Consider the following 15,342-nt stretch of genomic DNA (forward strand, 5'->3'; position numbering starts at 1 on the left):
CCGTTCCTAGACGAGGGCTGCCATGAAGCTGGTGGGGTCGGACTCGAGGGCGGCATCGAGAGCCTCGCGGGCCTCGACCGCGGTGATGCCTCGGACGAGCCAGGCGCCGTCAGCGTACGGCTCGGAGCCCGCAGGCGCCTCGGCGCAGCGGAACACGTAGTCGCCGGTGAGAAGCGCCGGGTCGTACTCTAGGCCGCGGCTGAAATCGTAGACGGGACGGCGGGCGCCGCTCTCGCAGTCGAGCACGTCCTGCACGATGGCGTTGCCGGTAGGCAGGCTGCCCGCGCCCTGGCCGTAGAACTTGAGCTCGCCGACGGTCGCGCCGTCGAGGCTTACCAGGTTGAAGTTGGAGGGGACGTTGGCCTCGAGGGACTCGAGCTCGCAGGCAACGGGCTCGACCGCCACGGCGTAGCGGCCGTCCTTCTGGACGCCGCGGCCGAGGAGCTTGACCGTAAGGCCGCGCTCGCCGAAGAGGTCAAGGTCGGCCTTGGTGAGGTTGCGAATGCCGGAAACGGGCAGGTCGTGCACGCAAGCAACGTCGAAGGCGACCGACGCCGTGATGAGGGTCTTGTTCTTGACGTCGATGCCGTCGATGTCGGCCGAGGGGTCGCGCTCGGCGTAGCCGAGCTTCTGGGCCTCGGCGAGGACGTCGCCGAACTCGGCGTCCTCCTTGAGCATCGAGTAGACGATGTAGTTTGTGGTGCCGTTCATGATGCCCTTGAACGACGAGATCTCGTCGATGCGGCGGGCCTTCTCGATGCCGGCGATCCAGGGGATGCCGCCGCCGACGGAAGCCTCGATGAAGAGGCCCACGTTGTGCGCCGAGGCGCAGGCGGCGAACTCGTCGAAGCAGGCCGCGACCACAGCTTTGTTCGAGGTGACCACGTGCTTTCCGGCCTCGAGCGCGCCCATGATATAGGTGTGGGCCGGCTCGACGCCGCCCATGCACTCGACGACGAGCTCGATCTGGTCGTCGGAGAGAATCGCGGCGTAATCCGAGGTCATGCGGGGGTCGCTCAGGCGATCGGGGAGCTCGAGGATGCGGGCCACCTCGACGGAGCCGACGCGATCGGAAATGATCTGGTCGACGCCGCGTCCGACGGTGCCGTAGCCGAGAAGGGCGATCTTCATGGGCAGGTTGTCCAATCTTTCAAGTCTGTGTCCACAGGGGCCGGGCTCCGGGCCTCGCGGTTATCATGTTTTGCATCCATCCGTGGTATACGACTGGACGCAAGGAGCCAACAGTGAATTCGTTCTACCACAGCACGCGAAGCAATTCCGATTCCGTAACAAGTAAGCAAGCTATTCTCCGCGGCATCGCTCCCGACGGCGGCCTCTACGTCGCCGACTGGCTCGGCGAGAAGAAGCTCAACCTCGCCCGTGTCTGCGGACAGGGCTTCCAGCAGACGGCAGAGCTCGTCTTGGGCGCGCTTCTCCCCGACTTCACGGCCGACGAGATCTCGGCCTGCGTGGCCGCGGCCTACGGCGAGCAATGGGACACGCCCGCTTGCTGCCCCGTGACCAAGCTCGGCGACGACTGGCTGCTCGAGCTCTATCACGGCCCCACGAGCGCCTTCAAGGACGTCGCGCTGCAGATGCTCCCGCAGCTCATGGGCGTCGCGAGCAAGGACGGCGAGGCCGGCGGCAAGAACATCATGATCGTGACCGCCACCTCCGGCGACACCGGCAAGGCGGCGCTTGACGGCTTCGCGGGCGTCGACGGCTGCGGCGTCACCGTCTTCTACCCCGAGGGCAAGGTCTCCGACATCCAGTACCTGCAGATGGCCACGCAGGCGGGGGCCAACGTGGCCGTCTCGGCCGTGCGCGGCAACTTCGACGACTGCCAGACCACGGTCAAGCAGATCTTCGCCGACCGCGAGCTGGCCGAGCGCCTTGCCGAGAAGGGCTGCGTCCTGTCGAGCGCGAACTCCATCAACGTCGGCCGCCTGGCCCCGCAGGTCACCTATTACTTCGACTCCTACGCGCAGCTCGTGCGCGCGGGCGCCATCGAGCTCGGCGACGAGGTCACCTACTGCGTGCCCACCGGCAACTTCGGCGACGTGCTCGCCGGCTACTACGCCAAGCTCCTCGGCCTGCCCGTGAGAAAGCTCATCGTGGCGTCCAACTCCAACGACGTCCTCACCGACTTCCTCACCACCGGCACCTACAACCGCCTGCGCCCCTTCAACAAGACGATCAGCCCCTCCATGGACATCCTCGTCTCGTCGAACCTCGAGCGCATGCTGTACTACTTCTGCGACGGCGACTGCGAGCTCGTGGCGAGCCTCATGGCGGACCTCGCCGAGAAGGGCTCCTACACCGTGCCGCCCACGGTCCTCGAACGAATCCGGTCCGTCTTCGCCTGCGGCCGCGCGGACGACGACGACACGCGCGCCCAGATCAGCGGGACATGGGACAAGCTCGGCGTCCTCATCGACCCGCACACCGCCGTTGCCAAGAAGGTCCTGGACGAGACGGCCGCCGACGGATCGGCGCGCGTCGTCCTCTCGACTGCCTCGCCCTATAAGTTCAGCGCCGACGTGCTGGCCGCCCTCGACGAGGACATCGACGGCATGAACGGCTTCGCGTGCATGGATGCGCTTGCCGCCAAGACCAGTACCGTTGCGCCCGCGCAGCTCTCCGGCCTGCGCGACGCCGCAGTGCTCCACACCGACGTGAACGACCGTGAGGGCATGGGCGCCTTCGTCGAGGCGGCCTGCGCGAGGGTCTTCCAGTGATCGGCGCCGACGGTCAGACGTGCCCTATTGCCATCGTCCGCGTGCCCGCTACCTCGGCAAACGTCGGCGTCGGGTTCGACTGCCTGGGCATCGCGCTCGACCTCACGGCGACGTTCCTCATGACGCCCTCCGACGAGCTCGTCATCGAGGGCTGCGAGGAGCGCTTCCGCGGCGAGGCCAACCTCGTGTGGCAGAGCTACCTCACGGCCTGCGGCGAGCTCGACGTCGAGCCGCAGAAGCTGCGCATCACCATCCTCTCCCCCATCCCGCTCTCGGGAGGACTGGGGTCGAGCTCCACGTGCGTCATCGCCGGCGTGGCGGCGGCGCAGATTCTCGGCCTCGGGGCATATGACGCCGAGCAGTGCCTCGTGCTCTCCACGCGCATCGAGGGCCACCCCGACAACGTGGCGCCCGCCATCATGGGCGGCCTCGTAAGCTCCTTCGTGGACGGGGACCAGACCACCTCTACGCGCATGGATATTGCCGATAACCTGCGCTTCGTTGCCATCGCGCCGCCGTATGAGGTGCGCACCGCCGACGCGCGCCGCGTGCTTCCGACCGAGGTCCCCGCCTCCACCGCCGTGTGGCAGATGGGCCGCTGCGTCGCCGTCGTGCGCGCGCTCGAGCTGGGCGACGCGGAGCTTCTTTCCAAGGCGAACAACGACAAGCTCCACGAGCCGTACCGCAGCAAGCTCATCCCCGACTACGAGCCGCTTAAGGCTTGCGCGCTCGAGGCCGGTGCCTGCGCGTTCATGATCTCCGGCTCCGGTTCCACCATGCTCGCCGTGGCCGACGGCGAGAAGACCGCCGCCGCCGTTGAAGCGGCGCTGCGCGATGCCCGCCCCGATTTCTGGGTGCGCAACCTGCCGGCGAACAGTTTGGGCACCACCGTTGAGCTCAACTAGCCAAACCGCTTGTCCCCTCAAAACCTGCAAAAGGGACTGTCCCTTTTGCAGGTGGCAGCAAAAACCGCGCCCCGTCTGGTTCGGACGGGGCGCGGTTATTCTTGCGGGTGAGCACGCGGGAAGCGAGCTATCCGCCGAGGTATGCCTTGCGGACGTCGTCGTCAACGAGCAGCTCGGCGCCGGTGCCGGTCTTCATAATGGTGCCGATCTCGAGCACGTAGGCGCGATCGGCGATGGAGAGCGCCATGTTGGCGTTCTGCTCGACCAGAAGGATAGTCGTGCCGGCGGCGTTGAGCTCCTTGATGATGTCGAAGATCTCCTGCACGAGAATCGGGGCGAGGCCCATGGAGGGCTCGTCGAGCATGAGCAGGTCGGGCTTGCTCATGAGCGCGCGGCCCATGGCGAGCATCTGCTGCTCGCCGCCGGAAAGGGTGCCCGCCATCTGGCCCATGCGCTCCTTCAGGCGCGGGAAGTGGTCGTAGACGACCTCGAGCGTCTCCTTGTTCTCGGCATCGGTGCGGGTGAAGCCGCCCATGTCGAGGTTCTCGGCGACGGACATGTTCTGGAACACGCGGCGCCCCTCGGGGCACAGCGCGAGGCCGCGCTCGACGATTCGGTGGGCCTTGAGGCCGACGATCGACTCGTCCTTGAACTCAACGGTGCCCTGGTCGGGCTTGAGCAGGCCGGAGATGGTGTTCAGCGTGGTCGACTTGCCGGCGCCGTTCGCGCCGATCAAGGTGACGATCTCGCCGCGGTTGATCTCGAACGTGATGCCGCGGACGGCCTTGATGGCGCCGTAGCTCACGTGGATGTCCTCAACGGAAAGAAGGGTATCGGCCACGTTAGTTCACCCCCTGCTTGCCAAGGTACGCCTCGATGACCTTGGGGTTGTTCTGGATATCCTCAGGCGAGCCCTTGGCGATGATGCGGCCATAGTCGAGGACGGCCACGACCTCGCAGACGCCCATGACGAGCGACATATCGTGCTCGATGAGCAAAACGGCGATGCCGAACTCGTCGCGGATGCGCTGGATGTTCTCCATGAGCTCCTCGGTCTCGGCGGGGTTCATGCCGGCCGCGGGCTCGTCGAGCAGCAGGACCTTCGGGTTCGTTGCCAAGGCGCGCAGGATCTCGAGCCTGCGCTGGGCGCCGTACGGGAGGTTACCCGCCTGGGTCGACGCGAACTTGCGCATATCGAAGATGTCGAGCAGCTCGAGTGCCTTGTCGTGGAACTCGGCCTCCTGCTTCCAGTGGCTGGGAAGGCGCAAAAGGTCCTCGATCAGCTTGGTCCTCATGTTGCTGCCGTAGCCGACCAGGATGTTCTCCTCGACCGTCATCTGCGAGAAGAGGCGAATGTTCTGGAAGGTACGGGCAATGCCCATGCGGTTGACGTCGGTCACGGACTTGCCGGCCGTGTCGACGCCGTCGAGCAGAATCGTGCCGCGCGTGGGCTGATAAACGTTGGTCAGCAGGTTGAACACGGTCGTCTTGCCGGCGCCGTTCGGGCCGATGAGACCGGCGATCTCGGTGCGACCGAGCGCGATGTTGAAGTTGTCGACGGCGGTGAGGCCGCCGAAGTCGATGCCGAGACTCTTGGCCTCCAGCACTGGGGGCTTGTCGACGTCTCGCTCGGTCATGAGGTTCGGCGACTTGGGTTCAACCAGCTTGACGTCGCCGCGGATGGACTTACTCATCGCTGCCCACCTCCTTTGCGATCTCGGCAGGCACGGGTTTCTTCTTCCACGGGAAGTCGCGGTTGAGGACTCGCTCGATCACGCGGGAGAGCGAGAAGTCGTAGCTGCCGAGAAGGCCCTGCGGGCGGAAGATCATGACGATGATGAGGACGACGGCGTAGACGACCATGCGGTACTCAGAGAAGGCGCGCAGCGCCTCGGGCAGGATCGTGAGGACGGTGGCCGAAACGACGGAGCCGAGCATGGAGCCCATGCCGCCGAGGACGACCATGACCAGGATCTCGACGGACTTCATGAAGCCGAACTTGGAGGGGTCCATGACGCCGATGCAGCCGGCATAGAGGGCGCCGCCGACGCCCGCGAAGAACGCGGAGGCCACGAAGGCGAGCGTCTTGTAGTAGGTCGTGTTGACGCCGGAGGCCTCGGCCGCGATCTCGTTATCGCGGATGGCGAGGATAGCGCGGCCGTGGCGCGACTTCATCATGGTGTGGATGAGGAAGATGACGATGGCCACGACGAGGAAGACGTTCAGGAAGTTCGTGTACCCGGGGATGCCCGAGAGGCCCTTGGCACCGCCGGTCAAGTCGAAGCCGATCACGCCGTCGATGTTGTTGATGACGACGCGGATGATCTCGGCGAAGCCCAGCGTGATGATGGCCAGGTAGTCGCCCTTGAGGCGCAGGGCGGGGATGCCGATGATGACGCCGCAGATGGCGGCGCAGATGCCTCCGAAGATGACGCCGCAGGCGAACAGCGCGATGGCCGCGGGGTCCGCGTAGGAGGCCATGGCCTTCGTGCTCACGCCGAAGACGGGCATCATGTGGATGATGAAGAGGGCACCCGCGTAGCCGCCGACGCTCATGAAGCCGGCGTGGCCGAGCGGCAGCTGGCCCAGGTAGCCCGTGGCGATGTTCAGCGAGACGGCCATGATGATGTAGATGCCGACCTGCTCGAGGACGCCGGACTGGTAGCGGTTGACCACGCCGCCCGAGATCATCGCCTCGCCGATGATGAGGAACAGGAGCACGAGCACGGCGTTGATGGCGTAGCGCACGGGCATGGAGAGGCTCTTGTACTTAGCAGAGGCAGCGGCCGTGGCGGTGAGCACCGGGCGCTCCTCACCCTTGTTGTAGTAATCCTTCATGTGTGCAGCACCTCCTTAGACCTTCTCCGTCATGGGACGGCCCATGAGGCCCGTCGGCTTGAAGACGAGAACGATGATAAGCAGCAGGAAGACCACGGCGTCCTGCCACACAGACAGGCCGATGGCCGAGACGAACACCTCGGCGAAGCCGACAATGAGGCCGCCGATGACGGCGCCGGGGATCGACCCGATGCCGCCCAGGACGGCGGCGACGAAGGCCTTGGTGCCGAGCATGATGCCCATGGTGGGCGTGACCTGCGTGTAAGCCATGCAGTAGAGCACCGAGCCGATGCCGGCGAGCGCGGAGCCCACGGCGAAGGTGAACGAGATGGTGTTGTTCACGTTGATGCCCATGAGGCGGGCGGCGCCCATGTCCTCGGAGACGGCGCGCATGGCCTTGCCGAGCTTGGTCTTCTGGACAAGGAAGGTGAGGACGGCCGTAGCCGCGGCGGTGACGAGGACCGTGAGGATAGCGCGGCCGGAAAGGTTGGCGTCGGCGATGCTCACGTTGCCGAAGTCGCCGAAGGACGGCACGACCTTGGCCGCGGCGCCGAACACGAGCTGGCCGCCGTTCTCAAGGAAGTAGGAGACGCCGATGGCCGTGATCAGAATCGAGAGGCGCGGGGCGTCGCGCAGGGGCGCGTAGGCAATCTTGTCGATGACGACGCCGAGCAGCATGCAGCCGGCGACCGAAAGGATGGCCGCGATGGCGGGGTGCAGCCCGAGGACGCTCATGGAAATCCAGGCGATGTAGCCGCCGACCATGATGATGTCGCCATGGGCGAAGTTCAGAAGCAGGATGATGCCGTACACCATGGTGTAGCCGAGCGCGACGAGCGCGTAGATGCTGCCAAGCGAGAGACCGTTGAGCAGCTGGGTGATAAACGTCACGGCAAGCACTTCCCTTCCGATTGTGGGGTTCCGATATTGCAAAGAAGGGCACCGGGAGGCGAAGAGCCTCTCTCGGTGCCCTTTTGGTAACGCGGGCTCGAGCGCTTGTGTTTAAGCCTCGATGGTGGTCGCGATCTCCTCAACGCCGCTCTTGAAGGTGATGATGAGCGTGGACTTCTGCGGGTCGCCGGTGCCGGCGTAGGAGATGGTGCCGGTTACGCCCTCGACCTTGCCGGAGGCGATGCCCTCGATCACGGCCTTCTTGTAGTCGTCGGAGCCGGGGGTGCCGCCCTTCTCCTCGGCGGCCTTGATGCCGGCGCAGACGATGGCGGCGGCGTCATAGCCCAAGGCGTTGAAGTTGGTGGGAGCGGAGCCGTACTCGTCCGTGAAGTCGGAGATGAACTTCTGGACGGCGGTATCGGGGTTGGAGGCCACGAAGGAGGAGCAGTAGAAGCAGCCCTCGAGGTCAGTGGCGGAGGCGTAGTCCTGGTCGCCGCCAATGACGCCGGACCAACCGTCGGCGCCAAGGAAGACGCCCTCGTAACCGAGGCGACGGGCCTGGGTGACGATCATGCCGTCGTCCTGGTAGTAGTTGGAAGAGAGAATGGCGTCGGGGTTGGTGGCGATGATGGAGGTCAGCTGGGCGTTGAAGTCGGTGGCGCCGGAGGCGTAGCCCTGCTCGGAGCTGACGGTGAGGCCCTTGGAGGTCGCCTCGGCCTTGAAGGCCTCGGCGACGCCGGAAGCGTAGTCGTCGCCGGAGTCGAAGATGGTGGCGACGGTCTTGTAGCCCTGCTGAGCGGCGAAGTCGGCCATGACCTTGCCCTGGAACGGGTCGGTCACGCAGGCGCGGAAGTAGTTGTCACCGTAGGTGATGACGTCGGCGGTGGTAGCAGAGGGGGTCACGCAGGGCATGCCGTCCTCAGCGGACTTCTGGGCCACGGCGATGGTCGGCTTGGAGGTGACATCGCCGATAATCGCGGTCACGCCCTCCTCGACGAGCTTGTTGTAGACGGTGACGGCCTCGGTAGCGTCGCCCTTCTCGTCCTGGACGTCGGTTTCTACCTGCTTGCCGTTGATGCCGCCGTCAGCGTTGAGCTGCTTGATGTAGAGCAGCGCGCCGTCACGGCAGGCGGTGCCGTACTGGGCAACGGAGCCGGAAAGCGGGCCCATGACGCCGACTTTGATGGAGCCGTCGGAGCTGCCGGAGCCGGAGCCGCCGCAGCCGACGAGGCCGAGGCCAGCGGCGACGAGGCCGGAGACCTCGAGGAACTGACGACGGGAAACGTTGTTGATCATAATCTTCTCCTCCCCTATGGGTAAACGCGCTCATTGAACACATAGGAGGATAAAAGCCGCAGCTCACAAAGCCCACAGGATTCAGGCTAGGTTAAATACAGCGAAACATAAATAAATGATTTTGTAATATATAGCCGCTTAGCGGACTGAATCAGGCCTTTCGCCGAAGTTTGACGACAACTGTCGCAATAATCATTCCGGTTGCGTACCCCGTAAGGTCGATGCAGACGTCGCGCACGGCGCCCGAGCGTCCGGGAACGAAGAGTTGCAGGGTCTCGTCGGCCACGGGCACGAGCGCGAAGGCAAATAGGATGCGCAGCAGTGCGCCGGCGGTCGCCCTCCCCTCCCGGTAAAGCGACTTGGCGAAGTTGAGCACGCCCGCGCCAAGAATCGCGTACTCGGAGAAATGCGCCGTCTTGCGAATGATGAACGTGCAGATATCGCCATCGGCGAGACCAAGAGAATCGAACAGGGGGCGGAGAAGGCTGTAGACGAAACCGCTTTCCGACGACGACTGAGGTCCCTGGATAAGCGAATGCCCCCAGATGAAGCAGCACCACAGAGCGAGGAAAACTCCCCAGCGAAACGCCGGGGACCCGAGTCGAGCGCACAAGTTGTGTCGTGAGCAAACCGTCATCCGCCTCTATGCCTCCATGGCGAGCTCGGTCTTGGCGAAGTTCTTGGGCTTATGGCCCTGCCCTGAGGGGGAAGCTTGGTGCGAGAGAGAAAGGGCACCGATCCTCGAGGAGCTCGTACCACCCCCAGGCAGGCGCAGGAAGCGGCAGGCGGCCTTTCTCATCGCCGTTGAGGAATTGTGACTGAACTTCTCGTTGATAAGATAGCCGACATGGGTCTCGGTGTCCATGACCTCGGGGTGGCCGGCAAGGGTCCTGAACGGGAGGAACGGCAACCGCGAGACCAGCAATGCCTGCGAACGCAGCCGGGCCTTCCTCTTGCCCATGCACCGGGCACCTCCGCAACATCTGCGGCGAACACGATTGAGCCCTAAAACTACCTGCCTTGAATATCTCCAGATGGAGCCCTTACGAGAGGGCAAATGGAAAAGTCAAGCTGCTATGGTTGGGTTCGTTTTAAATATGTTTGCCGCTACAACGATAAGTTTATGCGTTTACTATACCGCAGCTATCAAATCGCAGGACATACATCACGGTGCATCTCTGCAAAGACCTAAAAGACGGCAGGCCGCTGGTCCTCTCATGCGTCTTGCGACCCACCGTCCGTTAGACCATTGAAGACGCCTACGGCCTACGAGATGTATTCGGCCTGCTGCGCCTTCTTTGCGCTCTTGATAAGAAACTCGCGGTTATCGTTTGTTCCCTTAAGGCCCTTAACCAGCGCGTTCGCGGCGCGCTCGACGTTGTTCATGTTGGCGAGCACACGACGAATGCCCCAAACAAAAGGCTGGTAATCGGGCGAGATGAGCAGGTCCTCGTTGCGGGTACCCGACGAGACGGGGTCGATGGCCGGGAAGATGCGGCGGTCGGCGAGGTCGCGGTCGAGCTTGAGCTCCATGTTGCCGGTGCCCTTGAACTCCTCGAAGATGACCTCGTCCATCTTGGAGCCGGTGTCGACGAGGGCAGATGCGATGATGGTGAGCGATCCGCCGTTCTCGATGTTTCGCGCAGCGCCCAGGAACTTCTTGGGCGGGTAGAGCGCGGCGGAGTCCACGCCGCCGGAGAGGATACGGCCACTGGCCGGGATGGCCAGGTTGTAGGCGCGAGCTAGACGGGTGATGGAGTCGAGGACCACCACGACGTCCTCACCCATCTCAACCAAGCGTTTCGCGCGCTCGATCACGAGTTCCGAGACGTGGGTGTGGTTGCTCGCCGGCATGTCGAAGGTGGAAGCCACGACCTCGCCCTTGATGGAGCGCTCCATGTCGGTGACCTCCTCGGGACGCTCGTCGACGAGCAGGCAGAAGAGGTGCACCTCGGGGTTGTTGCGAGCAATAGACTGGCAGATCTTCTTGAGGACGGTGGTCTTGCCGGCCTTGGGCGGGCTGACGATAAGGCCGCGCTGGCCCTTGCCGATGGGGCTCACCAGGTCGATGGCGCGGCCGGTGATGGAATCCTTGCCGCACTCCATGGTCAGGCGCTCGTTGGGGAAGACCGGGGTGAGGTCACGGAAACGCGGGCGCGCCTTCGCCTCCTCAGGCGAGCGGCCGTTGACGGTCTCGACCTTGATGAGCGGCGGGTACTTGGCGTTGTTGCGGTTGGGGCCGACGGTGCCCTCCACACGGTCACCGAGGCGCAGGCCGTTGTTGCGGATCATAGCAATGTGGACGAAGCAGTCGTCGTCACCCGCCATATAGTTGCCGGTGCGCAGCCACCCCGAGCCGTCGTTGCCGATCTCGAGGATGCCGTTAACCGGGCGGAAACCCTCGGCTCGGGCCGCGGCGGCATAGACGGCCTCGACGAGCTCCGGCTTGCGGAGGCCGACGTACGCGATCTGGAGCTCGGCGGCCCGCGCGCGCAAATCGGCAACCTTCATGGCCGCGATGTCTTCCCTCGAGAGGCTGGGCTCAGCGTTGAAATTGCGCTTGTTGCGCTTGTTGCGCTTGCCGTTGCCGTTCTGGTTGTTGTCCTGTTTCTGGTCACCGTCGCGGTCGGGGTCGAACTTGTTGCGACGGTTGCGGCGACCGCGCCGGGAGCCCCGCTCGCCGTCAGCCGCGTCGGCATCGCGCTTACCGTCGGATTGGGGCTCGTCAGGCTGGGGTTCGTCGGCCGAGGACTGGGAAGCGGCCTTGGGCTGGTCGGCGGAAACGTCCTGCGCGGCGACCTTAGCCTGCGCGTCAGCCTCGGCGATAGCCACGGCGGGCAGGGGCATAGATTCGGAGCCCGCCTGGGTGGCCTCCTTCGTCACGTGAATCATGGCGTCGGCGACGGTCGCGGTCTTCTCTTCGGCCCCTGCATCGGGCTTTGCCTTGCGGGGGCGGCCGGAGCGACGCTTGGGCTTCTCGGCAGCGGGGGCCTCGGCAACAGGTTCGTAGTTCGCCTCGAGCGACGTAGCGGGAGCAGATGCCACCGCGCTCTCGGCTACAACGCCCTCATCGGCCTTGGCCTTGCGGGGGCGGCCGGGGCGGCGCTTGGGCTTCTCGGCGGCGGGGGCCTCGGCAGCGTCAACGGTGGCCTCACCAGCTGCGGCTTCGTCGGCCTTGGCCTTGCGCGGGCGGCCGGGGCGGCGCTTGGGCTTCTCGGCGGCGGGGGCCTCGGCAGCGTCAACGGTGGCCTCACCAGCTGCGGCTTCGTCGGCCTTGGCCTTGCGCGGGCGGCCGGGGCGGCGCTTGGGCTTCTCGGCGGCGGGGGCCTCGGCAGCGTCAACGGCCTCGGCGGCAGAGACGATTGCTTCAGCGGTCTTCTTCTTGGATGTCTTGCGCGTGCGCTTCTTCGGCCCGGCCTCGGGCTCCGTGGCCTCGGGCTCCGTGGCCACGGTAGCTACCTTGACTTCTTCGTCATTGGGCATAGGTTACATACCTCTCTGGAAAAGAGCGGCCATTAAGGCAGGCCACACAGCCATATATGCAAATAGGATTCGGCAAACACCTGTGACGCGAGCTTTGATTTAAGAAAGGGAAATTCAATGCAGCGTGAGGTTCACGCCTGCCAAAACCAAGGCAACTATATCAGTACCTGCACATTTCCGCAAACAGCCGATATGACCAATGACCAATCGCATGAATGCTTGCGAATATATTCGCTAAGTATGCAAACAAAATCGTGAATGACGGGTATACGGCGGGCAGTAATTAAAAAACCGCAGGTAGGAGAGGTTTCCGATCTTGAGCTACCGATCAAACGGCAGTTTGTTTGCATACTTAGCAAAAAACCGCCGCCCGCGGGGCGCGGACGGGGTTCTCTAGCGAGCGGTTTTGTTCAAAAGCAGCTGCTTAGTCGCGGGGCTTACGGAGCTTTCGGCGAACCACGACGTCCTCGATGATGCCGGAGAGCTCCTCGGCGCGCTTCAGGCCCGCCGGAGCAAGGCGGACGCTCGTGGTGTGCTGCCCCGCGGCGTCGCGAGATCGTTCGACGAGCCCGAGGTCCGCCAGCGAGGAGACGCTCATAGAGACGGTGGGCTGCAGAAGGCCCAGCGCGTCGACCAGCTGCATGATGCTCAGCGAGTCGGAATCGTCTGCGTAAACACCGAGAAGCACCAAGTCGCCGGCCTTGCAGAACACGGAACCCATAGCGTCGACGTACTTGCAGATGCGCTCCGGCGACGTGCGGGAAAGGGCCGCACCGGACGGAATCTGGGCGCGCGTCAGCGTCGAGAGCTCGGCTACGGCTTCGCGGCCCGCATCGGAAATGCTGCAGACGACGTTGCGGCGATCCTTCTCGCCCTCGCCGCGCACGATATAGGCGAGACCCGCGAGGTGGTTCGTGCGATGGGTCATGGTCGGGCGAAGCGCGCTCTGGTACTCGGCGATCGCGGAGGTCTTGACGGGCTCGTTGGCCGCATCGAGCCTGCAGAGAATCGCGAACTCCTCGAACGTCAGCCTCTTCTTGGAATCAATCGACTGGCGAACGATGTTGTACGCCCTTCTCACCGACATGTACTCGCGAAGATCCATTGTGGTACCCCATTTGATAAAACAATTTGCCATGCGCCCGCGGCCCTGCGCGCAAGGTCGCCAACGGCACGGAATTATACGGAACGTGCGCGGGAAATATGACTTTCCCACGCACGGTACATAAAATAGAAATATAAATCTCTATATCAAGCCAAAAACAGGTAGGTGAAGCCCCGATACCCTACATGGCCTGCGGCGCATTGACTCCGATAAGACGCAGCGTGAGGGCAAGAGCGCGGCGCGTCGCGTCTACCACGGCAAGACGGGCATGGCTTAAGCCGGCGTCGAGCGGCCGACCCTCGCTGGGCAGCACCTGGCAAGCCGCGTAGAACGAGTGGAAGTGGCCGGCCAGCTCCTCGGCGTAGTGCGTGAGGCGGAACGGCGCTCGGTCGCGGGCGCAGGACTCCACGAGGCTCGGCAGCTCGGCGAGTTTACGGGCGAGCGCGGCCTCGGAGGCGTCGGTAAGAAGCCCGAGGTCGTAATCGGAACCCACGGCGCGCTCCGCCACGGCGTCCATGCCGAGCTCGGCGGCCTCCTTGACGCTCACTCCGGCGGCGCGGCGCAGAATCGAGCAGATGCGGGCATGCGCGTACTGCACGTAGTAGACGGGGTTAGTGTTATCTTGGCGCTTAACGGCCTCGATGTCGAAGTCGATCATCTGGTTGTTCGACTTGGCCACGAGGGTGTAGCGGGTGGCGTCGGGGCCGACCTCCGCCAAGAGCTCGTCGAAGGCGACCATGGTGCCCTTGCGCTTGGACATGCGCACCGGCACGCCGTCACGCAGGAGATTGACGAGCTGGCCCAGGACGACCTCGAACTGCTCGGGGTAGCCGAGCGCCTCGCAGACGGACTGGATGCGCTTGATGTAGCCGTGGTGGTCGGCGCCCCACAGGTCGATGACGTGGTCGACGCGCTGGAACTTGTTCCAGTGATAGGCGACGTCGGAGGCGAAGTAGGTGTACTCGCCGTTCGTCTTGATAAGGACGCGGTCCTTGTCGTCGCCGAAGTCGGTGGAGCGGAACCACAGGGCGCCCGCTTCGTCGCGAAAGAGGTACCCCAGCTCATCGAGCTTGGCCAGCGCGCGGTCGACGGCCGAGGTGCCGTCCTCGCCCTTCTCGTAGAGGCTGCGCTCGGAGAACCACACGTCGAAGTCGCAGCGGGCGGTATGGCAGGTCTCGCGGATGGACTCGAGCATCATCTTGTAGCCGCGCTCGCGGAAAGAGGCGCAGCGCTCGTCCTCGGAGGCCGCGGCCAAGCCGTCGCCGTCGATCCCCACGAAGCGGGCAGCGAGGTCGACGATGTAGTCGCCGGCATAGGCGTTGCCGCCGAGGGCCTCGTTGAAGGCATCGGTGTAGGGGTGGCTCTCGGGGCGCTCGTCCTCCTCATCGGCCACGTAGGCCTCGCGGTCGGCAAGAAGCACCGCCACGGCGTCCTCGCGCGTCTTGCCCTCCCCCATCAGCTCAACGAGCTGCAGGTAGCGCTTGGAGATGGAGTGCCCGAAGACGTCCATCTGGGAGCCGTGGTCGTTGATGTAGTACTCGCGCTCGACGTCGAAGCCGGCGAGCTCCATCACGTTGCAGAGCGAGTCGCCCAGGGCCGCCCAGCGGCCGTGGCCGATGTGCAGCGGTCCCACGGGGTTAGCGGAGACGTACTCGACCTGGACCTTCTGGCCGGCGCCCATGTTCGAGCGGGCGAAGTCGTCGCCCTGCTCGCGAACCTGGCGGAAGATGTCGTTGGCCGAAGCGGTGTTGAGATAGAAGTTGATGAAGCCGGGGCCCGCCACCTCGACCTTGGCGAGGCAGGGATCGGCCGGGATGTTGGCCTGGATGGCGGCAGCGATCTTTGCGGGGGCGCAGTGCGCGAGGCGCGCAGAGCGCATGGCGACGGTGGAGGACCAGTCGCCGTTCGCAGAGTCGGCCGGGCGCTCGAAGCCCATGTCGGCGACGTCGAATTCGGGCAGGTCGCCGGCGGCCTGGGCGGCGGCGAGGGCGGCGCGGACGAGTTCCTCGAGCTTATCGGGCATGTGTTTCTCCAAACGTAGGGCGAATCAAAAACTTGGCAATTCTACCAGATGGCGGGCGGGGCA

13 protein-coding genes are annotated in these 15,342 nt (G+C 64.5%); 2 read left to right on the forward strand and 11 right to left on the reverse strand.

The genetic code is table 11. The features are described 5' to 3' along the window. Positions 1-6: 6 nt before the first annotated feature. The gene (locus tag U5709_RS03625) at positions 7-1,131 is read right to left on the reverse strand and encodes a homoserine dehydrogenase (RefSeq protein WP_321972798.1); all 1,125 of its coding nucleotides are present in this window, start codon (positions 1,129-1,131) and stop codon (positions 7-9) included. Between the two features lie 113 nt (positions 1,132-1,244). Between U5709_RS03625 and thrC the strand changes: the two genes are divergently transcribed. Both thrC and thrB read left to right on the forward strand, forming a co-directional pair. Then, on the forward strand, positions 1,245-2,738 hold the full coding sequence (gene thrC, locus U5709_RS03630) for a threonine synthase (RefSeq protein ID WP_321972799.1): 1,494 nt from the start codon (positions 1,245-1,247) through the stop codon (positions 2,736-2,738). After that, positions 2,735-3,643 (forward strand): homoserine kinase, encoded by a 909-nt coding sequence (gene thrB, locus U5709_RS03635; protein WP_321972800.1) that lies wholly within the window; start codon positions 2,735-2,737, stop codon positions 3,641-3,643. The genes thrC and thrB overlap by 4 nt, the downstream gene beginning before the upstream one ends. 127 nt (positions 3,644-3,770) lie before the next feature. On the opposite strand, the gene U5709_RS03640 is transcribed toward thrB, so the two are convergent. The 10 genes from U5709_RS03640 to argS all read right to left on the reverse strand — a co-directional run bounded on the left by U5709_RS03640 (position 3,771) and on the right by argS (position 15,279). Beyond that, entirely contained in the window at positions 3,771-4,484 is a 714-nt protein-coding gene (locus U5709_RS03640) for an ABC transporter ATP-binding protein (RefSeq protein ID WP_321972801.1), read from the reverse strand. Position 4,485: 1 nt separating this feature from the next. Beyond that, positions 4,486-5,337, reverse strand: a complete 852-nt coding sequence (locus tag U5709_RS03645; protein WP_321971460.1) for an ABC transporter ATP-binding protein — start codon at positions 5,335-5,337, stop codon at positions 4,486-4,488. Then, positions 5,330-6,481 (reverse strand): branched-chain amino acid ABC transporter permease, encoded by a 1,152-nt coding sequence (locus U5709_RS03650; RefSeq protein WP_321971461.1) that lies wholly within the window; start codon positions 6,479-6,481, stop codon positions 5,330-5,332. The genes U5709_RS03645 and U5709_RS03650 overlap by 8 nt, the downstream gene beginning before the upstream one ends. Positions 6,482-6,496: 15 nt before the next feature. Continuing rightward, on the reverse strand, positions 6,497-7,372 hold the full coding sequence (locus U5709_RS03655; protein WP_321971462.1) for a branched-chain amino acid ABC transporter permease: 876 nt from the start codon (positions 7,370-7,372) through the stop codon (positions 6,497-6,499). A 111-nt stretch (positions 7,373-7,483) separates the two neighbouring features. Then, a complete protein-coding gene (locus tag U5709_RS03660) occupies positions 7,484-8,668 on the reverse strand; it encodes an ABC transporter substrate-binding protein (protein ID WP_321972802.1) in 1,185 nt (394 codons plus the stop codon). A 151-nt stretch (positions 8,669-8,819) separates the two neighbouring features. Then, complete coding sequence (locus tag U5709_RS03665; protein WP_321971464.1) at positions 8,820-9,281, reverse strand: VanZ family protein; 462 nt, start codon at positions 9,279-9,281, stop codon at positions 8,820-8,822. 30 nt (positions 9,282-9,311) lie between these two features. Then, positions 9,312-9,629 carry a hypothetical protein gene (locus U5709_RS03670; protein WP_321972803.1) on the reverse strand — a complete coding sequence of 106 codons (318 nt, stop codon included), beginning with the start codon at positions 9,627-9,629 and terminating at the stop codon, positions 9,312-9,314. A gap of 305 nt (positions 9,630-9,934) precedes the next feature. After that, on the reverse strand, positions 9,935-12,151 hold the full coding sequence (gene rho / locus U5709_RS03675) for a transcription termination factor Rho (protein WP_321972804.1): 2,217 nt from the start codon (positions 12,149-12,151) through the stop codon (positions 9,935-9,937). A 424-nt stretch (positions 12,152-12,575) separates the two neighbouring features. Beyond that, positions 12,576-13,256, reverse strand: a complete 681-nt coding sequence (locus tag U5709_RS03680; RefSeq protein ID WP_321971467.1) for a MarR family transcriptional regulator — start codon at positions 13,254-13,256, stop codon at positions 12,576-12,578. Positions 13,257-13,437: 181 nt separating this feature from the next. Next, the gene (argS, locus tag U5709_RS03685; protein ID WP_321971468.1) at positions 13,438-15,279 is read right to left on the reverse strand and encodes an arginine--tRNA ligase; all 1,842 of its coding nucleotides are present in this window, start codon (positions 15,277-15,279) and stop codon (positions 13,438-13,440) included. Positions 15,280-15,342 lie beyond the last annotated feature (63 nt).

The sequence above is a fragment of the Paratractidigestivibacter sp. genome, assembly GCF_963660155.1.
Taxonomy (GTDB): domain Bacteria; phylum Actinomycetota; class Coriobacteriia; order Coriobacteriales; family Atopobiaceae; genus Paratractidigestivibacter.

What these genes read in the sequence shown, in the direction of transcription:
- U5709_RS03625 (WP_321972798.1), bottom strand. Translation starts at nt 1,131, where the DNA reads ATGAAGATCGCCCTTCTCGGCTACGGCACCGTCGGACGCGGCGTCGAC.
- U5709_RS03645 (WP_321971460.1), bottom strand. Translation starts at nt 5,337, where the DNA reads ATGAGTAAGTCCATCCGCGGCGACGTCAAGCTGGTTGAACCCAAGTCG.
- U5709_RS03650 (WP_321971461.1), bottom strand. Translation starts at nt 6,481, where the DNA reads ATGAAGGATTACTACAACAAGGGTGAGGAGCGCCCGGTGCTCACCGCC.
- U5709_RS03660 (WP_321972802.1), bottom strand. Translation starts at nt 8,668, where the DNA reads ATGATCAACAACGTTTCCCGTCGTCAGTTCCTCGAGGTCTCCGGCCTC.
- U5709_RS03670 (WP_321972803.1), bottom strand. Translation starts at nt 9,629, where the DNA reads ATGGGCAAGAGGAAGGCCCGGCTGCGTTCGCAGGCATTGCTGGTCTCG.
- rho (WP_321972804.1), bottom strand. Translation starts at nt 12,151, where the DNA reads ATGCCCAATGACGAAGAAGTCAAGGTAGCTACCGTGGCCACGGAGCCC.
- U5709_RS03680 (WP_321971467.1), bottom strand. Translation starts at nt 13,256, where the DNA reads ATGGATCTTCGCGAGTACATGTCGGTGAGAAGGGCGTACAACATCGTT.
- argS (WP_321971468.1), bottom strand. Translation starts at nt 15,279, where the DNA reads ATGCCCGATAAGCTCGAGGAACTCGTCCGCGCCGCCCTCGCCGCCGCC.